At 53.5% G+C, this 23,638-nt stretch carries 15 protein-coding genes and 1 tRNA gene; 4 read left to right on the forward strand and 12 right to left on the reverse strand.

All coding sequences use genetic code 11. The features are described 5' to 3' along the window. Positions 1-421: 421 nt before the first annotated feature. Both IPG22_13955 and IPG22_13960 read right to left on the reverse strand, forming a co-directional pair. Positions 422-991 carry a hypothetical protein gene (locus IPG22_13955; protein MBK6589391.1) on the reverse strand — a complete coding sequence of 190 codons (570 nt, stop codon included), beginning with the start codon at positions 989-991 and terminating at the stop codon, positions 422-424. Between the two features lie 250 nt (positions 992-1,241). Beyond that, positions 1,242-1,317, reverse strand: a tRNA-Thr gene (locus IPG22_13960). A 227-nt stretch (positions 1,318-1,544) separates the two neighbouring features. Between IPG22_13960 and IPG22_13965 the strand changes: the two genes are divergently transcribed. Further along, a complete protein-coding gene (locus IPG22_13965) occupies positions 1,545-2,534 on the forward strand; it encodes a hypothetical protein (GenBank protein MBK6589392.1) in 990 nt (329 codons plus the stop codon). Between the two features lie 155 nt (positions 2,535-2,689). Here IPG22_13965 and pgsA read toward each other — a convergent pair whose 3' ends face one another. The 3 genes from pgsA to IPG22_13980 form a co-directional block, all read right to left on the reverse strand. Then, the gene (pgsA, locus tag IPG22_13970; protein MBK6589393.1) at positions 2,690-3,370 is read right to left on the reverse strand and encodes a CDP-diacylglycerol--glycerol-3-phosphate 3-phosphatidyltransferase; all 681 of its coding nucleotides are present in this window, start codon (positions 3,368-3,370) and stop codon (positions 2,690-2,692) included. A gap of 159 nt (positions 3,371-3,529) precedes the next feature. Then, a complete protein-coding gene (locus tag IPG22_13975; GenBank protein ID MBK6589394.1) occupies positions 3,530-5,059 on the reverse strand; it encodes a DUF1501 domain-containing protein in 1,530 nt (509 codons plus the stop codon). A 5-nt stretch (positions 5,060-5,064) separates the two neighbouring features. After that, positions 5,065-7,446, reverse strand: a complete 2,382-nt coding sequence (locus IPG22_13980) for a DUF1800 family protein (GenBank protein ID MBK6589395.1) — start codon at positions 7,444-7,446, stop codon at positions 5,065-5,067. Positions 7,447-7,699: 253 nt separating this feature from the next. Here IPG22_13980 and IPG22_13985 point away from each other — a divergent pair, with 253 nt between their 5' ends. Together IPG22_13985 and IPG22_13990 are read left to right on the forward strand one after the other, a co-directional pair. Beyond that, positions 7,700-8,629, forward strand: coding sequence for a DNA-3-methyladenine glycosylase 2 family protein (locus IPG22_13985; GenBank protein ID MBK6589396.1), 930 nt, complete (start codon positions 7,700-7,702; stop codon positions 8,627-8,629). A gap of 286 nt (positions 8,630-8,915) precedes the next feature. Then, the gene (locus tag IPG22_13990) at positions 8,916-10,613 is read left to right on the forward strand and encodes a serine/threonine protein kinase (GenBank protein MBK6589397.1); all 1,698 of its coding nucleotides are present in this window, start codon (positions 8,916-8,918) and stop codon (positions 10,611-10,613) included. Here the strand turns inward: IPG22_13990 and IPG22_13995 are convergent. The 3 genes from IPG22_13995 to IPG22_14005 all read right to left on the reverse strand — a co-directional run bounded on the left by IPG22_13995 (position 10,610) and on the right by IPG22_14005 (position 12,900). Continuing rightward, on the reverse strand, positions 10,610-11,272 hold the full coding sequence (locus tag IPG22_13995; protein ID MBK6589398.1) for a 1-acyl-sn-glycerol-3-phosphate acyltransferase: 663 nt from the start codon (positions 11,270-11,272) through the stop codon (positions 10,610-10,612). The two genes, IPG22_13990 and IPG22_13995, sit on opposite strands and share 4 nt — an antisense overlap. Positions 11,273-11,281: 9 nt before the next feature. Continuing rightward, positions 11,282-12,001 carry a PilZ domain-containing protein gene (locus IPG22_14000; protein MBK6589399.1) on the reverse strand — a complete coding sequence of 240 codons (720 nt, stop codon included), beginning with the start codon at positions 11,999-12,001 and terminating at the stop codon, positions 11,282-11,284. Between the two features lie 92 nt (positions 12,002-12,093). Further along, positions 12,094-12,900: a PilZ domain-containing protein gene (locus tag IPG22_14005; protein ID MBK6589400.1), complete on the reverse strand. Its 807-nt coding sequence runs from the start codon at positions 12,898-12,900 to the stop codon at positions 12,094-12,096. A 166-nt stretch (positions 12,901-13,066) separates the two neighbouring features. On the opposite strand from IPG22_14005, the gene gyrA reads away from it, so the two are divergent. Continuing rightward, entirely contained in the window at positions 13,067-15,610 is a 2,544-nt protein-coding gene (gene gyrA, locus IPG22_14010; protein ID MBK6589401.1) for a DNA gyrase subunit A, read from the forward strand. A gap of 275 nt (positions 15,611-15,885) precedes the next feature. Here gyrA and IPG22_14015 read toward each other — a convergent pair whose 3' ends face one another. The 4 genes from IPG22_14015 to IPG22_14030 form a co-directional block, all read right to left on the reverse strand. Beyond that, positions 15,886-16,347: a DUF1801 domain-containing protein gene (locus IPG22_14015; GenBank protein MBK6589402.1), complete on the reverse strand. Its 462-nt coding sequence runs from the start codon at positions 16,345-16,347 to the stop codon at positions 15,886-15,888. A gap of 119 nt (positions 16,348-16,466) precedes the next feature. Further along, positions 16,467-22,967 (reverse strand): PD40 domain-containing protein, encoded by a 6,501-nt coding sequence (locus tag IPG22_14020; protein ID MBK6589403.1) that lies wholly within the window; start codon positions 22,965-22,967, stop codon positions 16,467-16,469. A 109-nt stretch (positions 22,968-23,076) separates the two neighbouring features. After that, on the reverse strand, positions 23,077-23,250 hold the full coding sequence (locus IPG22_14025; GenBank protein MBK6589404.1) for a hypothetical protein: 174 nt from the start codon (positions 23,248-23,250) through the stop codon (positions 23,077-23,079). Between the two features lie 102 nt (positions 23,251-23,352). After that, positions 23,353-23,583: a carboxypeptidase regulatory-like domain-containing protein gene (locus tag IPG22_14030; GenBank protein MBK6589405.1), complete on the reverse strand. Its 231-nt coding sequence runs from the start codon at positions 23,581-23,583 to the stop codon at positions 23,353-23,355. Positions 23,584-23,638 lie beyond the last annotated feature (55 nt).

Here is a 23,638-nt window from a genome sequence, read left to right on the forward strand (position 1 = left end):
TGTGCCGCCTCCAAGATAAAAAAAGCGACCCTAAATGCGACGCTTTTCTATTCTTGTGAAGACCGGATCTGCGGCCGGTCTTCAGTTCGATAAGGAAACGATGCTATTCGTTTCCGATGAAGTTCACGTCGGTCAGGCTGTCGGTCAGGTCTACGACGCGGGCGTTGAAACGGTAGCGTTTTACCGTTGTTTATGCCCGCGGGGGGGGGGGGCAGCTTCCCCTGTTCCAACCACGGGTACATTTGACGCTCCCGGGTTTGGGATCGCGTCACGGTCTGCTCAAGCCCGTACTGCCATTGGAATAAACTTAGCGTGAGCATTTCGATCATCGCGATCTCGAAGATCGAGGTCGAAAGTCACGCCCATACTTACACGCTGTTCGAGGTCTACAACTTTGTCTTTGGAGTCTGGTTCAGAACGTTTACCTACCGAATTCGGTTGTCCTAGCGAGAGGGAGTCCAACCTTTTCGCCGAGTTCCTCAGCGGAGACACCGGCCTTCTCAGCGAATATGCCGAGCCATCTTCTTTTGTCTTTCAACGTGCCATCCGGATGGATTGCTACCCACCCGAGATAAGCCTCCCCTATTTGATCGATCTTCTCCTGTTCTTCTTTCGGTCTTTCACCCGCCCACCCTCGTGATTGTCCTTTCCGTTCGAGACCCAGTTTGATCATCGCATCGGAACCCTCTAGCACCCGCTTCACCTGAGCACTCTCAAGAAAATCGAGATATCGTTCTTTAGGGTTAGTTAATCGCAGTCGTTCCCGAAACTTCACGTTTGTCCGCGAAAGGCTTTTCATCCAACGGTAGTATGTCTGACGAGAAATTCCCGCGATGCTGCATGCCGCTGTCACGTTACCGAAGTGCTCCTCGTATGCCTCGATGAAGATTTTTCTCGTCGCGATCGTCTTAGCGTTGTTACCGCCCCGATTACCCGTGGTTTTTTGTAACATCGTCACATCAGGATTTGGATTGTCCGTAATGCTATTCATGCTCATGCCTCCAAATTACTTAAATGTTCAACGTGCCGGGTGAAGGAAATTCATCGCTCATTGTGCATGTGATGCAATCGGCACTAGGTGATCGGAAAGATGAACCGGCACGCCGAACCGTGCCTAGAATCTATTTTAACCATTAAAAGATAGTCTCGCAATAGTCCAACATTTAGTCCAACACGCGAAAAGACAGCCCCTAGAGCTGTCTTTAATTTCCCATAAATGGTTGAATTTATTAGGTTTAATGTGGAGCCGGTGATAAGACTCGAACTTACGACCTGATGATTACAAATCAACTGCTCTACCAACTGAGCTACACCGGCTGACGGGTCGAACTGGGTGTTTGACCGCAAACGAAGATACTAGCAAAAGTGCCTTCCTACACGCAAATCGCGGGGCGTGTTTAAGATTGTAAAAACTTGTTGACCAAACATCCCGTGCGGCTTTATAATACTTGTGGCCCAGTGGGTATCACCGTCTAGAGCCGTGCTTTGATGACCCTTCCAGAGTTCTCGCGGCGAAATTATCCGAAACGCAAAAGGAGAAAATCGTGAATTTTCAAAAATCATTCTCATCCCGTCTGATCTTATTGAGTTTAATGGCCGTTGCAATGCCGTTTGTCGCGTTTGCCCAAGGTAATCGCGAACAACCTGTTGTCCAGGTGACGCTGAATGAGAGGCCGAAACCGGCGCAGGCGATCGCGGGACGAAACAATTTATACTGTGCCGGCTACATCCAGTCGAACGCGATCAGCACCGCGAACAAGATCATTGCCGGCCAGGACGAGTCAGACAAATATTTTTACGCTCAGAATGACTATCTCTATATAAATATGGGGAATGATAAGGGCGTGAATGTCGGCGACGTCTTTGCCGTTGTGCGGCCGCGTGGAGGTGTGAAGAGCAAATGGACCACTAAGGACGTCGGGTTTTACGTGCAGGAGGTAGGAGCAGTCGAGGTCGTGAATGTGAAACGCGAAGTTTCGGTTGTGCGGGTCAAAACGTCGTGCGATAACTTCCTGCTCGGTGATCTGATCGAACTTGTTCCTATCAGGACGAGCCCTGTCGTCGAACCGCTAGCTCCGTTTGACCGCTTTGGCGACCCGTCGGGCAAAGCCATGGGCCGCATTCTAATGGCGCGCGACGGGCATGAGATGTTGACCCGTGACCAGATCGCGTACGTTGATCTCGGAGCGGATGACAGCGTGAAGATCGGCGACCGACTTACGGTTTTCCGTCCGCTGGAGAAGGGCAACTTGTTCCTTAATTCCGATCGGGAAGGTGTAAGTTCGCGCGATTATGGTTTTGAGAGCGACGTTTATAAAGGCGGCAAATTCTCAAATCAGTCTGCCCGAAAGACCGGTGACAAAGCGAACGACCAGGAAGTCAGAACGCAGAATGCCCGGAAGGATCGCCCGAAGTACCTAAGAAAGGTCGTTGGCGAGGCAGTCGTGCTTAACGTCAAGGAAAGAACAGCGACCGTTGTTATTACAAGAACCGGCCAGGAGATCCACACCGGCGATTGGGTTGAGATCCAGTAACGGATAAACTACTTTAGCCAAGAAAGCCGGGCGTTCGAACGTCCGGCTTTGCTCTTTTTTTGGACACCCGTGTGACGGCTGCGTGTGACGGCTGCGGCCTTACGCCGGAGGAACAAGCGTTGGCAAGCAGGATGCTTGCGCTCCAGTCAGGTATCTCAGGCGTCCGTTCGCGCGGATCTTTCTTTTATGAAGAATGCGAAGTAACCGTACATTGACCAGATCGCCGTAAGAACTGCAACCCACAGGGCCGATCTGCCGACCAGATAGCCGAAGACCTTCCAGTCGTTCGGGTTGATCGTGAATTTTGCGAGATTTTCGAACGCCGTTTGGACCTCGGGGACTTCCCAAAAGGCTGCCGGGTAATCGAGGCCGAAGTTTGAGACGGGCGGCGTGCCATTTGCTGCACATACGAGCAGGGCGACGATGGCGACGCATTGGGCCCACATCTTTATCTTGCCCATGCCTTGAGCCTGGATCACTATACCTTCGGTTGCCGCGACTGATCTGAGTCCGGTGATTATGAATTCGCGTCCGATTATCACGACGACCGCCCATGACGGGGCTAGATGTTTCTCTACGAGAACGATCAGGGCGGCTGAGATCAGCAGTTTATCGGCGATGGGGTCGAGGAATTTGCCGAGTGTCGACACCTGTTTGCGGCGGCGAGCGAGTTGGCCGTCAACAATATCTGAGAGTGCGGCTACGATGAAAAGTATTATCGCCAGAGCATAGCCGCTCATGCCGAACCACTTTTCAGCAACCGGCGTCAGCAGCACCACCACGAGGAGCGGAACTACGACGATGCGGCCGACAGTAATGTAATTTGGCAGGTTCACGGTTGATTAGAGTTTAGGTCGAACAGGGCGAAAATTCAATTGGCCGGAGAGCGTGTATTTTGCCCGCCAGAAAAGGAACAAGCCGGGCGAGCCGTCGGCTCTCCAATTGAAAAAGGCGGACCGAAGCCCGCCTTTTTAAGATCACCTCGCCAAAACGATCTACGGCAAGAAGTTGAGCGATGGAAAGGTGCCCGTATTGAAATTTGCGAGGTTCGGAAACACCGTTGCGAGCGTGGCCGCGTCTTGCGGAAGTCCAAACCACTTCGCAAATTGGGCGGAGTATTGATCGACCGATGTTGTTGGTATCCACCGTCCGCGTGCGCCGGTTCCTGAGTCGGCGTCGTCGAGGCCGGCTTTGGTGAGCGTCGGGAAATAGTTGCCGCTCCCGGTGGCGTCCGGTCTTCGGCTGCCGTATACATCTCCGCCGGCGACCGAGCCGCCCATAACGAACATGTGGCTGCCCCAGCCGTGATCCGACCCGACAGTACCAGGGGCGGTTCCAGCCGGATTAAACGTACGCCCAAATTCCGACATTGTGAACGTCGTAACGTCATTGCTGACGCCTTGAACGACCATTTCGTCATAAAACGCACGCATCGCCTGGCTGAATTGGCTGTACAAGGTGGTTTGCTGGCCCAGTTGGTTCGTGTGGGTATCGAATCCGCCGATCTGCACGTAGAAGATCTGGCGATTGACGTTCAAGGTATCGCGACTCTTGATGAGACGAGCAACTTGCTTGAGTTGTCGGCCGATTCCGGTAGTAGTTGGAAAGGGAACCGTTACCTCCTGTGACGTCTGCAGCGCGGCATTCGCCTGCATCGCAAGATCCGTTACATGACTGGCGGCGGAGATATAGTTTGAATTCAGATCTTGTGTTCTAAGTGAGTTGAACGCGTTCAGACGAGCAAGCGTCGAACCTGTTGGGCTAGTACCAAATCCTGCCGGATTTAATACGGAGTTGAGATTGTTTGCCCCAGTTCCCGCGTCCGCGATAGCAATCGGCAGAGTTGTTTGTCCGGATGTGAAAAGCTGGGCACCTGCTATCGATGTTATCATCGGTACCAGTCCGCTTGGGTTTTGCGATGCGGTCAACTTATCCGATACACGTCCGCCCCAGCCGGTGTAAGCCTGGGTATTCGAAACACTCGTTTGGAACTGCGATTTCTGATCCGAGTGAGACCCGATCTGATAAGGTTTTGCAAAAGCTGAGCTTTGATACTGGGCCTTTGTTAGCGGACGGACAAGTGTTCCCACGTTAGCGACGATCGCTAATTTGCCCTGCGTATATAGCTCGTGGATCCCGTTATTGATTGCACCTGCGGTTCCGATCCCGAGAGCCGGGTGAAGAGCATACGGAAGGCCGAGCCGAGGCACGTTGATCTGGGTGTTGGTTAATTGGCCTTGCGTCAGAGCGAGCCCCGAAAAGCTGCGTTCTGCAGCATAGGCCGCATAATTGCTGACGTTAGCGTCATTGTGCATCGGGATCACCATGTTATTGGTGTCGTTGCCGCCGTCCCAGTAAAGCAGGACGAGCGCTTTGTAGTTCGCTCCGCCATCCGGCTGACTGTCAATGACCTTTTGGGCCATTGCGGTCATCGTGCCGAGGTGATGCATTTGAGTGGCCATAGCCGCCATGCCGAGTGCACAGCTGCCGGATTTCTTTATAAAATCGCGTCTTGATTCTTTCATATTGATCACCTCTGTACCTGGTATTGCGACGATGTCGCGACTAAATAAACTGCCTGCTGAACACGGCTCAGGATCTGTTGGGCCGTCGGCGTAGGCGAAAGAGTTATCGCATTAACAGCCGTCTGGATGGTGCTCTTGTTCTGTGCGGTCATTCTGCCATACAGCATGCGGCGATTGAGTTCGTCGAGCAATTGGCTGCTGGTCGTGTCAGCAGTCACAAGTGCCTGAAGGTCGGCAAGATCGAGCGACAAACCCGTTGGTGAGTTTGGCAATGCGACCGCGATCGGAACGGTCGTGCTGCCTAAGCCACCGGCCATGATCATACGGTTCATGAAATTTGCTCGCTGTATCGAGGTTCCGGTGTTCATGATGGCGAACTCCTGACCTATCAAAGTCGTTCCCGGAACTCCGTATCCCGGCGGGAAGTAGTTGAATACGGTCGGTGCCATGAATGGTATCTGAGCCATTCCGTTAAACTCACCGCGGCCCGTTATGTAGCCATCGAACTGTCCCGTACCAGCAGCACCGCGTGCGTTGAAGGCACGCAGGAAATTAGTCGCGTACGAGACCGGCTCACGAAGCTTGCCGTAGTTCGGGTCGGTCTTGAGGTCGCCGCGGGCTTCCGGGTCGAGCAGGATCGCTCTGAAAACGGCTTTCATATCGCCGCGAACGCCGGAGCCGTTGTTGTTGAACTTAGCAGCCACACGAGCGACATACGCCGGCGTCGGATCGCTGGTCACCAGATGCTGGATCAGTATCTTACTGACGAACGGGCCGACATTTGGATGATTGAAAATATTGTCGAGAGCGGTTTCGAGGGAAGCACTCGAGTAAACTTGAACACCAGCCAGAGCCTGAGCGTTGGTTGTTGGAGCAACAAGAGAACAATTTCCCGTCTGCGGGCATGTCAGTCCGCAGGCTCCGGCGCCGGTTGTGGGACACGCGGGAATGTTTGAGGTTGTTGAACCTTGATAGGTCAAGAGTGTTTTTGCTCCAATATCATGGCGATTACTTGCCCCCGTGGTAAGGGCAGGATTGACTATCATCGGGTCAATGTAATTGACAACGCCTGCGAGAACTTCCGGTGTTCCCAGAGTTGGGCAGTTTGCACCAGGTGCGCTGCAGAAACTCCAACCCGTCAAGACTCTCGTCAGGTTATTTACCGTATCCTGCGTGTAGGTAGGGATCGGATTGTTCTGGGCATCAAGCTGCAGGGTGCCGTCCTGATTAAGCATAAAGAGCCCGACCGTAAACAGCTGCATGATCTCGCGAGCATAGTTTTCGTTCGGAGCCGTTCGCGTGCTTTCCCTCATGCTGAGATAATCGCCCATCGTTGCGTTGAGCGTCATCTCTTTCATCAGGTTGCGGTAGTTGCCGAACGAGTTTCTGTTAATGATCTTCCACCATTCGACCATATGACGGCCTTGCTGAATGTCGTTGCCGGATGTCACCCATATCTGAGAAAGGGCCCAGTTTGCGCGATGCTTGAGCTGATTATCGCCGTAGAGAGCTTCTCTCATGAACCATGTCTGCGGCTGATATTGAGTGTAGGTGTCACGAAAACAATTCGCCGGAGCGTCGTCCGCACCGCCGTCGCACAAGGCCGGAGCATTGACGGGCTGCAGAACATTGGTGGGAAAAGGATTTCCCGTCGACGGATATGGACCCGCGAATTGCTCGTTGATCCATGCTCGCAAACCAATGCGGCGGAGTTTGTTGTCGAGGGTCGTGTTCGGACCAAATGTGGCCTGTTGAGCAAAGCGGAACCGGTCACCCGCCCAGCGGTATGAGATATCGTTGACCGAATCGATGCGTGAAGCCGCCCGCTCGCCCTTTGTACCAAATGGTGTTGGGCGTGCTGAGGGATCTTCCTTGATATCGCCGCCGATGCGGCCGAAGCCGAGCCTGACCTGGTTGCTCGAAAGCCCGCGCCATGTCAGATAAATGAGCAGGTCGCCGTCAGCGGCCGGTGCGTCCCAGAATCTGATCTCGTCTTTGAGGAGGATCGTGACGCGGTAAACGCCGCCCGTGCCTTCCATCGGTTCGATGGCGAGGACAGGAAAACGGAATTGGTGCTGATTTCGGTCAATTGCATAAACGCGGAATGCGTTCGCACCTTCGTCGTCCATCAGGTCGAGGCTGGTGACGAATAGTTCGACCTTATCTTCAGGGAGGAATGCCGGGCTCTTCGCTCTCGCGAGGTCGGCGGTTGTTCGAATGCTCCCCGGTTCCTGAGCCAGTGCACGGGTCGAATCGCTTTCGCTAAGTAATACCGGTGTTGGCGAATTCGGGTCGCCATCCTGGGCTGCGGCTGCCATCACGGCTGCCGAGACCAATGCCAGTGAAGTCAAAATTCGCAAAAATGTTCGCGATATTCGGCTAGTCATACGGTCCTCCTGAAGAAACAAACTGAACTGATCTACTGAAAAAAAAGATTGCCGAGTACGCGGGAACTACACTCGTTAAATAATGTTTTACAAATATAAAATTACACCAATTTCGCGATAAAAACAAGTACTAAAATTTACCGCACAATAAGGTGCAAAATGAATTACTGCTTACTTAGACGTACAATATACTGCGTTAGCCGAATAAATGTAAAGATATGTAAATCGGCTTATTCTGTACCAACTGCTAACTATGCCAAATACAGTATTTATCGATACGCCGGAGAACTTCAGTTTTAGAGCGACGGTTTATAGCCATGGCTGGTGCGAACTGGCGCCATTCACATTGGACACCGAGAACTGGCGGCTGAGCTATGTTTTTCGTGACGAAAAGATCGGAGCGGTCCCGGCAGTTATTTTCGAGGAAAAAAAGAAGATCCGGATCGATCTCGGCGGAAATGGTTTTGACGAGCAACGAGTGCTTAGCGATGTCCGGCATTTGCTGAGACTGGATGACGATCTTGGAGGCTTTTATGATTCGATAGCCGGCCACGAACGCCTGAAATGGGTCGGCGACAGACGTGCCGGCCGGCTGCTGCGTTCGCCCACCGTTTTTGAGGATCTCGTAAAGACGATCTGCACCACCAACTGCTCCTGGGCGCTGACGAAGATCATGGTTGGGAATCTGGTCGAAAAACTCGGGGTAGCGGCCGGGTCAGAACCGGGAGCGATAGCGACTGGGTTCAGAACATTCCCAACCGCCGAAGCTATGGCGTCGATGAATGAAGATTTCTACCGCAACGAAATGCGAGCCGGTTACCGAGCTCCTTATTTCGTCGAGCTCGCCGAATCCGTCGCTTCTGGCAAACTGGATCCTGAACAATGGCTAACCAGTGGCCTCCCGACGGCTGACCTGAAGAAAGAAATGAAAAAGGTCAAGGGCGTTGGGGATTACGCGGCCGAAAACCTGCTTAAACAAGTAGGCCGCTACGACGGCCTCGCCCTGGATTCCTGGCTCCGCTCGCAGTTCTATAAAAATCACAATGGCGAAAAGAAATGCGACGACAAAAAGATCGAAAAACACTATGAAAGATTCGGTGAGTGGCGTGGCCTCGTTATTTGGTGTGATATGACCGAGAAGTGGATAACGGAGGATGCGGCCGCGTCAGATACGGCTGAGTAAGCCTGCGGAGGCTTTGCAATTCTCTGGGCGTGGATCGGATCTAGCCGGAAGATCTTAAGCCGTGGCAGAACCGAACTGGTTGCCTTTCCGCTGACCTGCTGCGTTAATCTTCTTCCGCCTGCTTGAGCGATCGCTTACAACTTAGAACAAAACGCCAGCATCAACGTAATAATGAGCAGGCTCGTGAGCGGGGCTGCTTATTGTGTTTGTGAGGCCAGACGAAATTCACGCGAACGGTTTTTTGTAGTATTATGTTGCAAAACTCGAAGCGGATGAGGCAAAAGCGATGATCGAGACCGGAACAGTACTGCAGCAGCGATATAAGATCGACAAACAGATCGGCCAGGGCGGAATGGGTGCGGTCTATGTTGCGACTGATCAGCGGTTTGGCAGCACGGTTGCCATCAAAGAAACGCTTTGCATGGACGACAATTTCCGCAAGGCGATCGAACGCGAAGCTCGTCTGCTCAACAGTCTCAAACATTCTGCACTGCCAAAAGTTACAGATCACTTTGAAGAAAACGGGATCATGTTCCTCGTGATGGAATACATTCCGGGAGAGGATCTATGCTGCGTGCTCGATGAACGAGGGAAACCCTTTCCGGTAGATGAGATGGTCAAATGGGGCGATCAATTGCTCGACGCTCTCGATTTTCTTCATAATCAGGAAGTCCCGGTCATTCACCGCGATATCAAACCCCAAAACCTGAAGCTCACTCCGCAGGGGCAGGTCATTCTGCTGGATTTTGGCCTCGCGAAAGGCAATCCGTCGGATGTGAGCCACCAGACGGCGGCTAAGAGCATATTTGGATATTCACGGAGCTACGCCTCGCTCGAGCAGATCCAGGGAACCGGGACAGATCCGCGAAGCGACCTGTATTCGCTTGCTGCGACGCTATATCACTTGTTGACAGGCGTTGCTCCCGAGGACGCTTTGACACGGGCGATGAGCGTTTTGAGTCAGAAGCCTGATCCGCTTGCACCGGCGAGTTCGTTAAATCCTGCGGTTCCGAGAGGTATTGCGGGTGTTTTGCAGAAGGCGATGGATCTAAACGCCAGCGAACGTCCCGCGTCCGCCGCAGAGATGCGGCAAATGCTTCGCGAGAGTGAAGATTATGCCTATCTTGCGGAGCCAGCGACATTTATCGACCGCAATTTGGATCCAAAGGTCTTTGCCCAGCCGACGCAATTGATGCCTGAGGGCACGAAGCCAATATTTAGCGATCCAAATGCGAAGACTGAAGTCCTGCCGGGTTATGGTTCGCAGGTTACTTCGGTTCGAGGTGGTGATCCGGAGGCGAAAACAAATCTGGCCGCCGCTCCGCTGACTTCGGTTCCGCCAGCGAAAGGCCGTGGGCTGGGCGTTGCGGCGGGAGCTCTGATGATGCTGCTTGTCGGTGTCGTGGTCGCGGGCGGCCTTTATCTGGTCAAACCGTCGGTCTTCGGTATTAATGGAGACAGCGGAAAAACGGCTGATACCGGAACAACCGTTCCCGTCACGGCGGGTTCGAGCGTTAGTTCGAATTCGAGTACAGCTTCGGCAAATGCGACTTCCACGCAGAATATCCCAGAGGGCGAGGCAAATACCGCCAAGGTGCTGACGGAAGACGTTCGGCCCGCGGTACCGGAGAAACCGGCTGAAACAACGAAAAACGTAACTAAACCGACCGGCTCGTCGAAGGCAAGCAATACGAACGACCCAAATGAAACCGTGATGGATGTCCAGATCGATGATCCGGATATACCGCGCGGCGGTGTCGTGTTAACTGATCGCGACTCTAACGGTAAGATCACCACGCTGCGCGTCAATCCGATCGGGCCGCCGAATGCACAGCGTCCTCCACCGACTGATGGCCCATACCCGTTTTTGCCCCCGAATTTTGACATGCGCAAGTTAACGCCCGCGCAGCGGCAGAAACTGCAGCGCGCCCTGCGAAATAATCCAGAGCTTCGACCGCCGGCTTCGCCAAAACCTGAGAATTAGTCTGCGTTTGCAGCGTCATTTTCGATAACCGATCTGATCTTCGCAGTCCAAAACTCGAGGTTTTCTCGATGGTTGAGTGAACTATCTTCGACGACATCAACCAACGGATGATACTTGACAGTTACTCGCCTGAAAAGGCGAGGGTATTTTTGTTTTTGCGGCCAGATGCGATTAGCTCCACTGATCGTTACCGGCAGAACAGGAACGTTGGCATCGAGAGCGATCCGGACGGCACCGGTCTTGAACTCCATCATTTCGCCGTCTGCAAATTCTCGTGCTCCTTCGGGAAAGATGGTCAGGATCGCCCCGTCGCGCAGCGATCTGACAGCTTCTTTCATTGCCGTGACCGCAAATCTTGGATCGGACAAAACAGGGAAAGCCCCGATGTATCTGATCAGCGGGCCGACGATTCGCCATTCGAATGCAGGAGCGAACGCCATATACCTGATACGCCTCCGCATCGGCAGGCAGACCCAAACCGGATCAATGTAAGTTTGATGGTTGGAGACGACCAGAAATGGGGGCGAATCATTCGGCGGGATGTTTTTAACACCCTCGTAGCGAAGAAGCCACAGGATCTTGCTGATCGTATAACCGATCAGACGCAGGAGATCCATCACCAGGAGGGAAGGGTATTTGAACGATGCCGTATCTTTCACGCAGTCAGATCAGGACATCTGTGCGGTTCGCGAAGCAATGACCTTCTCAACCGGAAGTTCGACATCGACGAATTGAAGATGAAGCGTTGGGCTTTCATTTGAAGGAACCTTGCGGTTGCGAACTATTGCGACAGCATAGAAATCGATCTCTTTGCACGCGAACTTGACCTTATCACCGACCCCTGCGGCAAGGGAGCAGGGTACTGACACCCCTCCGGCCGCAATATTCTGCGTATATGTCTCTTCACGGGCGACCGGTTGTTCTGCACGTTGCAGCAATGAGATCGTGACCGGCAGCGAGATCCAGTATCTTGGCTGTTTGCGGTTCTTAAATTGAGATTCGGCCTCGGTTATTTCCCACAGGCCGTCTTTTTTCATACCGCTAATGCGATAGCTTTGCGTGGGGTTCGCCTTGAAACTGTCAGGAATATTTTTCCCGACGAATCCTACCCCAACATGGTATACGGCCTTGCCATCTACCATTCCTTGATTGCAATACTGCACCAGGCCGAGTACAGGGTAAAGTTCCTTGTCCTCGTCATACGCACGCAGTTCAGGGGCGAGCGGCATAACCAAGGTGATAAGCCGTCCGACGATCACTGGACGCGGCAGGCTGAACCCGGCTCCGTTACGCGAAACAGTGGTTACCTTCGTAACTTCCTTCCATGTTTCAGTGTCACTTTCTTTGACCTGAACGATTGTTCGTAACTCTGAGTCTGCTCTATCCACCCGACGATTCTCCGGCGCAGTTGTTGTACTAGAACTAATATCTGAAGACATAAAATGAGAGAGAGTTGTGGCGGGCGGAGAGCAAAATAAACCTAGCTGATACCCTCAAGAGGGAATAGACGGTCGATGAACTCCAGATGCAGCCGCGTAATGCCATCCTGACCGACGCGGGAAGCACGCACCACCGATAGTATTGTAACATTAAATCGGTCGCTGGAGACACGCAAAAAAGTACCTGCATCCGCTTTCATTGAAGTAAAAACAGCGGCTCCACCCAGACTGATGTTCTCGGTGACGGTTGTTTCGGATTCCAATATATTTCCCAGAGCATCGACGCGGTCTATTTTCAGACTCTCGGGTATGTGAAAGCGGGTCTGTTTTCGGATATCAGTCGGAAGGCTGCTGTCATCGGCAAGGAGATCGGCCGGGCCGACATGCCAGAAGCCCTGGCCATTGTCTTCGCGGTGGAAGATGTCGAAAAGCTGCGCGGGGTTATGCAAATAGCTATCGGGAGGTGTTTTGCCGATAAAGCCGACCCCGACGGAATATTCCGGTTTGTCGATGGTGCGGCCAACTGATATACATCGGCGAACAACAGCCCAGATCCGGTATTGCGGTTCGGTGAAATCAAATGAGCGAAGCTGTCTCGGCATAGGTAGCGTTAGTACCGCCAAGCGGCCACGCTTTAACGGACGCTTTAGGACGAAGCCCGCTCCAAAAGCTGAAACATCACTCAGACGCGTGATCTCGTTCCAACTCGTCTCGGCGTCGATCTTAGACTCGACCCGAACTGGCAGAGGCAGCGAAATTCGCTGGATCCGACGGTTCTCCTTAACGACCGTCGGTTTAGGAGCGACGGGTGTTATGGAGCGTGTCTGTTCGGGCGTTGCGGTAAGCATCTTTAATGACAGAATAAGCTTAAATACACGGCTAAGTGGGAATATCGACAGGTTGCTAACCAGGCTCTTTGCCTGTAAAATATAGAAATAGTTAAGCAGCGCACTATTCCAGAAATTGGAAATTCACGCCCTGGCACTGATCCACAAAAAGCGGAACGAAATATAAATGGATTCACTCTTAGAACGCAATCAGATCAATATCGAAGACGAAATGCGGCGGTCGTATCTCGACTACGCAATGTCCGTCATCATTGGCCGAGCCTTGCCCGACGTGCGCGACGGGCTCAAACCTGTTCATCGCCGTGTACTCTGGGCAATGAGCGAACTTGGCAATACCTTCAACAAGCCGTATAAAAAGTCGGCTCGTGTGGTTGGCGACACTATCGGTAAATATCATCCTCACGGCGACACGGCCGTTTACGATACTGTCGTGAGAATGGCTCAGGAATTTTCCATGCGTTACATGCTCGTTGACGGGCAGGGAAACTTTGGTTCGATCGACGGCGACAATGCTGCCGCGATGCGATATACCGAGGTCCGCATGGCGAAGATCACGACCGAGGTCCTCGACGATATTGAGAAGGAAACCGTCGATTTTCAGCCTAACTACGACGAGTCGCTTTCGGAACCAAAGGTTCTTCCGACCAAGGTTCCTCTTCTTCTGGTCAACGGATCAGAAGGTATCGCCGTCGGGATGGCGACAAAGATCCCGCCGCATAACCTGACCGAGATACTTGAAGGAACTATTGAGCTGATCAAGAATCCGGCGATGACGATCGACGAACTGATCAGTTTCATTCCTGGGCCCGATTTTCCGACGGCGGGCTTTATCTATGGCCGCGAAGAGATCCATCGTGCTTACAAAACGGGCCGTGGGATCATTCAAATGCGTGCCCGGGCAGTGGTTGACGAGATCGGCCGCGGCGACCGTGTTAAGGATGCGGTCGTGATCACGGAGATCCCGTATCAGGTAAATAAAGCTAAGCTTATCGAGAAGATAGCGGAACTGGTTCATGAGAAGCGCCTTGACGGCATCTCGGAGATCCGCGACGAATCGAACCGCGAGGGCATGCGCATCGTTATTGAACTCAAACGCGATGCCGTGCCGCAAGTCGTACTTAACAAACTCTACAAACTGACGCCAATGCAGTCGTCGTTCGGCATCATAAGCATCGCGATCGTTGACGGGCAGCCGAAATTGCTGACGCTCAAGGATATGCTTGAGGCTTTCGTTGAGTTTCGGCGCGAGGTTGTACGTCGCAGGACGGAATTTGACCTTAGGAAAGCTCAAGCGCGCGCTCATATTTTGGAGGGCTTGAACAAGGCGATCGACGCTCTTGATTATATTATTCCGCTGATCCGTAATTCGCGTTCGGTGGATGAGGCCAGACAATGGCTGACCGCCAATCTTTCCACGGCAAGCGAGATCTCAACTTGGCGCGGTGTTACCGGTGAGAAGTCGAAAGAGCAGTTCGTTAAGGAACTCAACAAGGTGATCTCTAGCCTTGACTTCTCTGAGATCCAGGCTCAGGCGATCCTCGATCTGCAGTTACGCAGACTTTCGGCCCTCGAACGTCAGAAGATCCTCGACGAATACGCGGAGCTCATTAAATATATCGCCGAGCTCGAGAATATCCTTCAGAACGAAAGCGTGCTCCGGCAGGTCATTGTTGATGAGTTGACCGAGGTGAAACGCCTTTTCGGAGACGAACGCCGTACAGTGATCGTCGATGCCGGAGTGGAACTCAGTATCGAAGATCTGATCCCCGACGAAGACGTCGCGATCACGGTCACAAACGCCGGCTACATCAAGCGAACACCGGTCACCGCGTACACCCGGCAGGGCCGTGGCGGCAAAGGGCGTTTGGGGGCGAAGGCCAAGAATGACGATTTCGTCGAGCATTTGTTTATCGCCTCGACGCATGCTTATCTGATGATCTTCACAGACGACGGGCAGGTATTTAAGATGAAGGTTCATGAGATCCCTGAGGGAGATACATCGGCTCGCGGAAAGGCGGTCGTGAATCTCGTCCAACTCTCATCAGAACGCAAACTCGTGGCGGTTATGCCGGTTCGCGATTTTGCTGAGGAAATCTATCTCACGATGGTCACCAAGCAGGGAATTATTAAGAAATCCTCGCTTGCCGACTATCAGAACATCCGTGCGTCGGGCATTAACGCGATCAACATCGACGAAGGCGACGAGCTGCTCGAGGTCATCCGCACCGACGGAAAGCGGCAGATATTTGTCGCGACCCATGACGGAATGGCGGTCAAATTTAACGAATCCGACGTTCGTCCGATGGGCCGTGTGGCGAGAGGTGTGAGGGGCGTCAATCTTCGCAAGGGCGACTATGTCGTATCGGTCTGCTCTGTTTCTCCTGAGGGAACTGAGAAGATCCTTTCCGTTTCCGAAAAAGGCTTTGGCAAGCAGACGATGGTGGACAGCTATCGCCTGACCAAGCGCGGCGGTATCGGCGTTATCAATATGAAAACGACCGAGAAGACGGGCAAGGTCGTTGCGGCGTTCCCGGTCGAGGAAGACAGTGAGATCATGATCATCACCCAGCAGGCGAAGCTGATCCGCCTGGGCGTTGACAAGATCCGCGAGACGGGCCGCTCGGCTCAGGGCGTCACGCTGATCAAATGCGGCGACGACGATCTGGTCACAAGTGCATCGCTGCTCGCGATGGATGAGGAAGACGACTAAATAGTCGCCATAAAAAAATGGGCTGCTCGAATGAATTTTCGAGCGGCCTTTTTCATTTTCCGGGGGAAAATTTTGTGCAATCGCAAAAAACGACAGAAAAAGTGTGAATCGATTCACACTTTTTCAAAACAGGCGTCTTTTAGGACAAATTACGAGAAAAGTTGCCGGATTGGTCGATGGTCTTTGGTGTTCTTTCGTGGCAAAACTGCCTGTTTGGTAGAGTTATTTGCGGGTTTGGTCAAACGTTCACTACTTTACCAATCTAGTTTTGAATATCAGGCAGCGACGCCTCGGGCTTTTTCATAGATCTCGACCCATTGCTGCGGCGTGACCCGGGCGGCGAGTTCGGCGATCAGATCGAGCGGCACGTCCTCAAGTTTTGAGAACCGGATACAGGATTTGCCCATGTTGAGCTTTTTCTTTGAGTGCTTAGGCCACGCGGCCTTAAACCAGTCGAGTTGCTCCTCAACGCCGTAAAGGCACATTGCATAAAGTGCGATGTGATTCTTCTGCGACGCAAGGCTCATAAACCCGAGCGGCAGGTTCGGATCGCAGTGATAGCCCGGCGGATACGTCTCCTTCGGCACAACCCAACCGATGTGGCCATACATCACGCATTCCTTAAATCCCGCCGGAAGATTGTCATTAATGACCTTGCGGATCTCCGAGATCGCGATCTGCCGATCCTCCGGAAGCCCGGCGATGTATTCATCCGGAGTTTTTGCAGTTGATTGCATAGTGGATGCCTTCCTTATAAATATTTCAGATCATAGTACCACGATCTATATCAAGCAAAAATAAATGGACACGGCCAATGATCTTGACCGTGCCCATCTCTTGCCAATATGGGAAATTACTATTCTAACCCGACCAGATCACCAAGGTTCGCATCTCCGTTGACCGTAACGATCCGCGGGGCAAACCGGTAACGTTTTGAAGCTACCGAGATCGTGTAGGTCGCTCCGCTGGGAACGTTAGCGAACGAAAATAACCCAAACGAACTGGTCGAAGCGACCCGCCGCACACCGCTTTCGGCAATCAGCGAGACCACCACGTTTCGCAGACCCAAGCCGCTTGGCGTGAGGACTCTTCCGGTCACGGTCGCTGGTGGAGCCTGAACCACAGCCAGGAAGACGTTTACGATCTGCGGGCTATTTGCGACGCCCTGACCGGTGATAGTAATCTTGCCGGAATAGGTTCCGATCGCGAGGCCCGTGGGGTCGACCCTTACGTCGAGATTCGAGGGAGCCGTTCCAGATTGTGATCCAAGCTTGATCCACTCTTGGTCTGCAGACGCATTCCAGGAAAGAGTTCCGCTGCCGCTGTTAGTAATAGTTACCGTTTGCGGTGTGGTAGGAACACTGCCTGCGAACGCCGAGAAGAATGCCTGTGACAGATTGAGCGACAGGCTAGGGGGTAGGACCGGAGCGACACGCGAAACAACCAGTGTGATAGTGGCCGTTCCGGTCTGGCCGTTACTGTCACGACCGGTCAGGGTGATCGTATGAGTACCCTCTTGCAGTGTTAATGCACTTACGGCCAGTGAACGTCCAGTACCCAGATCGCCGTTTCTATTTGAATTCCACGTTAGGCCGGCATCTGCCAGCAGGCCATCTTCAACGTCATACGCTTCGCCTTCGAGCAGGAGCGTTTGCTCGCCCACAATGGATGCATTGCTTCGCGGTGATCTGATTTCAGCCTCAGGGGCGTGCTGGGTTACGGTAAACGTTGAATTTGATTGATCCTGCGACGTTGTAAAACCGTCGCTCGCAAGAACGCGAACGATTCCCTGCGTTGTGGCACGGAGGTTTCTCAGATCCAGCGCGTATGTGGTCGAGCGCCAGTCGTTTACGATGGTCTGCCATGTCGTACCGCCGTCAGGACTGAACTGAAGGATATAGCTCAGCGTTGTCCCCGGATCGGCATCGGTGGCCGTCCAGTTGATGTTTGCTGTCGCACCGCTAAGGGTCTCGCCGCCGTTTGGCGAGACAACCGCAACTTGAGGTGCACTTGGAGAGCTTTGCCGAGCCGTGATCAACTGTCCGTTGTTCCAGACAGAAACGCGGGTGGTTCCGGGTATCCGCGGCAGCACGAAAGTGAAGGATCCGGTCAGGCTACCAATGCCATCCGAGCCGCGTTCGGGCTCGAAATTGTAACTGGCGAGGGATTGTCCCTGAGAACCTTCGAACCGAAGTTCATAAGGTCCTGATGTCGGCAGAACGATCGCGCGGGGTGATGTCACAGTATAGATAGGGCTCAGTTCGGCTGTGCCGCCGGCGAGCAAGGGAACGAGCCCGCTAACCAGAACGATATCGTCAACCTCGATCCTATCCGCTTCCGTCGGCCTGGTAGTTGCAATTGCTCCGTCGCCTTCGAGATAGAATAAGAGACGCTTATAATCGAGCTCTGACACCCATTTACGAGCGTTTGCATAGCTCATGAAATTCGGGGTATTCGGACCGAAAACTCTCTGGGTTCCCGGCGTCGGGGATGTGTCGTACCGATTCAGATTCCACACATCGAAGCCGTAAACAGTGTCTTTGTCGAAGTCGTCTTTTTTTACGCTGATGGTACCGTCAGGTGGATCATGGGGACCGGGGCCGGCAGCCGTGCCGCCTGGGCTAAGTGTGTAAGCAGTGTGCTGCAGACTTAGGCTATGGCCTAATTCATGGGCGGGATTCAGTTCGCCATTACTTGTAATGGGATAGACGAAAGACATTCCTGCAAAACCTGGACTAAATGCGATCCCGCCGTTGCAATTTGTCGCCCCCGTAGGAAGGGCCGATGGGGCAACTAGGCCTAGATATCGTTTCGTGCACTGGCCCGACGGACAGTCTAGTGCGCGTTTGCCTGCCACCAGGTTCAAGATCCGGGTTAGATCCGTACTTGCTCTACACGGAAAACCTGAAACGCTCGGGTCGATCGTCATATAGGTCTCGTTCCATGTAATTGACGTCACCGGGAATATCGAGTCGATCTGATCGGTTGCAAGTTGGCGCTGCTCCTTTGACGGCGAGTAGTTCGTTGTTCCCGACGTATAGGTCATGCGGATAAACTCAACTGGCAAGGTAACCGGGTTTCTGAACGTAACGGTTGACTTGCAATCCCCGACGCCGTCCACATCACTACATATAAGCGGGCCTGGATTTCCCTTTAATGAAAGTTCAAAAACGACCGTTCCATCTCTCCACGTCTCAGGGATCAGAAAATACGGATTGTTTTCAAAGGAATCCCGGTCAGGATCGGCACTTGTAGAGATCGAAGTTCGGCCCGAATTACTGAGCGGTAAAGTGCCAAGCAGAGCTGAACCGCCTCCGGACGTGCGCCGGCCGGTAAGTTCGGGTGTGACTGAGGCCGAACCCTGTGTTTTTATGTAGGCGCGCACATAGGTTTGTTTCCCTTTGATAACCGGAATGCTATTACTCAGGTCCTGAACGCCCTGTGTAACTTCCATTCCGAGGAACTCAACTCGAGGCAATACGGGGACATTTATGTTACCGCTATTGGGATGTGGGTCCGGACTCTGCTCCTGAGTACTGGAATCTGTACTTAGGGCTAGTTGCATGTTCCCTTGACTAGCCGGAAGGAACGCTGCGGTTAGTATTTCGCTTGATTGCCCCGCAGCTAAGTTGCCGAGCGGACAGGTAAGAACCCCAAGGGTCTCCGTACAGCTGGGACTGCTGACCGAAACGAAAAATGTTCCAGAGAATCTTTGGATTTGGATCCGAACGTTTGACGCGGATGAAGGCCCGTTATTCCTCACGCGGACCGTTATGGTCGCGTTATCTCCCAAAAATATCTGCGGAGGGAAATCTGCGATCATTTCGAGATCAACCAATCCACCCAGAACCGATACATTTGTCGTCACCGTGTTATTGCCTGTTGTGCCGGTCGGCTCTGGTTCGTTTGCCGTTACAGACGCGGTGTCATGCCGGGTACCAGCGGTGAGAGCAGTGACCGTGATTCCGACGAAATCAACAGTTGCTCCATTTGCCAGGTTTCCAAGACTGCAAACGTAGAGAGTTGCTCCCTCTCCATTGGTCGTTGAGGCACAACGCGGATCGGTAAGGTTTGGCACGGCCGTGGCTCCGGCCGCGGTCGTGAATATGATGGTCACGTTCGTCGCCGCAGCGGGGCCGAAGTTCCTGACGGTGAAATATTGGGAATACTGATCTCCGACCCTCACTGTGTTATTAAGAACGTTGGGTGAATACGCAACCGTAATTCCCAGATCCGCTCGCGGAACATCGACGATCACGGTACTCACCGAATCAGCATCGTTCCCCGGCACCGTGTCGCTCGATCCTGTGACAAAAACCTGGCCGCCAACGAGGATCGGCCCGAGGACGCGCGGCTTAACGGTTATCCTTGGGATCGTGCTGAGGGTTCCGAGCGTTACGGTACCTAGATTACAGGTGACCTTGGTGCCGCCGCTGATCGACGTGGGAATGCAGCTAAAAACGCTTGGCTCAGCTGATACAAAATCAACCCCGGTAGGCATATTGAACTCGGCCCGGGCGCCCAAAGCTGAGTCGGGGCCGTTGTTGGTCACCAACATCTGATAGACAACATTACTGTCAATAGTTGCCTGGGTCGGTCCCGTCACATCCAGTGACAGATCCGAGGAGGGCACAACGCTGGTGGTTGCAGTCGCTTCATTGTTCGTGAGATTTGTATCTTGTTGATTCGCGGTAACGCGAGCCCTGAAATCGATAGTGCCAAGCTGCCGCGGGATCACCGCAATATCTACCCGAAGGCTATTATCGAGGCCGGTCGTCCCAAGACCATTCGGCAGCGTGCAGGTCACTACGCGATCGCCTCCAAAGGCGCAATAGGAAGGGCTCTGATTTGAAAAATCCACACTCGCCGGCAGCGGGTCGGTGGTGAGTCTCACTCCCGTGGCGGCCGCGGGCCCGGCGTTGAACAATTGAACCTGATAGAAAACTCTCTGATTAAGAACGGCGGGGTCGGGGGTATCACCGATGCTGGTAATTCGAACGTCCGCTTGAGCCGGTGGTGCAGATCCCCAGTTCGGGAATACATCGCCGGAGCCGAAGTTTGTGATGATGGCGGGTGTGGCTGCGTTGCTGCCGTCGGCGTTGACGCTGCGGAGGACGGCGTTGGTTGAGCCCTGCGAACCGCCGCGGGAGTAGGCGATCTTTGTGCCGTCGGGCGACCACGTGGGCTGCGATTTGAAGTCGACCGTGTTACTCAGCCGCGTCGGGCTCGAGCCGTCCGGATTTGCGGAATAGATCTCGGACGCGTTGAACATAGGGTAATCGCGCGTACTTATGAAAGCCACCCTGCTGCCGTCGGGCGACCATGTTGCCTCGCGGTCGTTGGTGTTTTGGCCGGATATCAGAGCGAAAGTTGGCGGATTAGCCGCTATGTCCTGACTTGCCGGGATCGGGCCTGTGACGCACACTCCTTTAGGATCGGTGCCAAATTGGGAAGGATCGTAACAGGCTGCGACGATCCGGTTGGTCGAGCCCCAGGCGGGCTTCGAGATCGAACGCGTGCCGGTCTGGATCAAAACCTCGTTGGCTCCTTCGCTGCCTGGCGTCATGTCAACGACATAGATCTGTCCTTTTCCGTTATCGCCAACACTGTTGAAATCTCCGCGAACAAACGCCAGCCGTGTTCCATCGGGAGACCACGTGGGCGTGAATCCCTGGCGCGGAGTCGCGAGCTGACGGACGTTAGTGCCGTTGGCGTTCATCAGCATCAGGAAGCCGTCCGTTGGACCCGCCGTATTGTCCGTAAACGCTATCGTTGTCCCGTCCGGCGAGTAAGCCGGATGAAACCCGCGGCGCAGTCCGGTTGATATGCCCGAGCCCGGCGTGATCGTATAGATGCTCGATGAAGCTCGTCCGCCTTGCTGGTAGGCGATCTTTCCGTTGGTTACCGTCGCAGCGGTTATATTGACGATTCCGGCTTGATAGGTCGTGGTTAGCGGGGCACCAAGTGGGGTTGTAACACTCTGAACAGTCGGAGTATTTCCGAAAGTTATCGTGCTCGCACCGGGTGCGGCGCCCGATGCGACATTGAATTTCAGCGTAAACATCTGGCGATTTCCGGCGGTGAAGGCCGTGGTCGAGTCTAAAAGGACGCCGACCTTGCCGATCAACGCTTGACTGGCGTTGGTCCCGACTACCGCACCGGACGGAGCGCCGCTGCCGATAGTCGCGACCGGGTTAGAAAGCTTGGTCGGGTCGAAATTTACCGAAAAAGAGATCCCGGCCTCATCACCGAGCGAGTTCAGCTCGAACGAAACATCAACTTGCGGCCCGGTGCCTGACACATCGACAGCGCGGATAACCCGGCTATTTACAGCTCCGGCCGCCCAGTGCAAACGGTTGTAGATGAAGCCGCTGGTCTGAACGGATGGCGGGTTTCCGCCATCGCTCCCGTTTGGGTTTACTTTTTTGAGAACGAAGTCGTGCTCGAACGCGATCGCGGTACCGTCGGGAGCCCAAGTAGGCGAAGCTTTGGATCCCGCAATATTGGTAACGCGAGTCTGGCTGCCGCCGTTCGCGTCCATCGTGTAAATTTCCGAACCGCCGCCGCTCGGATAATCCCGTACGCTATTAAAAGCGATCTTAGTAGCATCGGGTGACCAGACAGGCTCGACGTCGAATGTCTGCACACCCGGCAGCCTAGTCGGAAGTGGCGAACCCGTCGCGATCTGTGAAGTGGGCGGTACCGGCCCGAGCTTAGCAATGCCGAATACGCCGTCACGGCTCCACCATACCAGGAAATTATTCACGCCCCAGTGCGGTGCCTGGGCGTTTCGCGTATTTGGAATCTTTACTGGATTCGTTCCTACAAATCCGGGAGTCAAGTCCATCACCCAAATCTCACCGCTTCCACCGCTGCCGCCCGAATCGTTGCCGACAACGTACGCAAGTCGGTTTCCGTCCGGCGACCAGGCGGGAGTGAAACCGGCTGCTGGATTCGGCAACGCACGCCTGTTTGTGCCGTCCGGGTTCATGAGCATTATCGGCCCACCGTTCGCAACCGCCCCTGCGGTGTTATCGACAAATGCCACTTTAGTTCCGTCGGGGGAAACTGCTGGCTGAAAACCTCGGCCCAGATTTGTCCCCGCGCCGCCAGGGTTACCGCCCGGTAGAAAAGAAATGATGCTGGAACTAGCATTCTGGCCGTCGGAATAAAAAATTCTGCCGTTTGGTGCGGTTGGCGATAGAACGGCGTCGTCCGCCGGCTGCAGTACAGTGCCGGCACTCGACGCGGCGATATGCAGCCAACTGACCGGTATCGCAAACGCGGCGAGACAGATGATCCCGGCTGCTAAGGTGTAAATAAGGATGGTTTTGTGGCTTCTTATGTGTTTGAGCATTTTCTGATGGTCCTCCGCTTTTAACCGCTTTTAATGATACATGCGACAGATCTCAAAAAATAAGCTCAAGTTTTGAAAAAAAAATTGTAAATAACAGAGGGAAGGATTATCACGCCGGTTTGCCGTCGGATAACAGATCTTCAAGTCGTTGTTTTTCGATGCCATAAAACGATTTGATCTCGGCGATCTGCTGTTCAAATTGCTCGGGTTCCGCTGGCTTTTTCAAGCGGGTGCCGACGAGCATGTTGTTTTTCGGCGTGTGTAAATGACCTCCTGAAAACATTTCCGTTCAAAATATCACGATCTATATCAAGCAAAAATAAATGGACACGGCCAACGATATTGACCGTGTCCAAACGTTAAAACCAGATCAGCCCTCAAGATCTCATTCGAGGCCGACAAAATCGGGAAGCGTTATATCGCCAACGATCTGCAGGATTCGGGGCGTGAAGCGATAGCGTCTCGATCCGATCGAGAATGTTAACGTTTCTCCGCTCGGTACATTCGTAAACGAGAATATGCCAAACGAACTCGTCGTAGTCGTTCGGCGAACACCCTGAGCATCTATGATCGAAACCCGTGCGTTCCGCAGAGCTATTCCAGACGGGGTTACCACTCTGCCTGAAACGGTAACGCCTGCGGCGAGTTTGGTGATGAAAACGTCGGTCTCG

Source organism: Acidobacteriota bacterium, from assembly GCA_016703965.1.
Lineage (GTDB): Bacteria > Acidobacteriota > Blastocatellia > Pyrinomonadales > Pyrinomonadaceae > OLB17.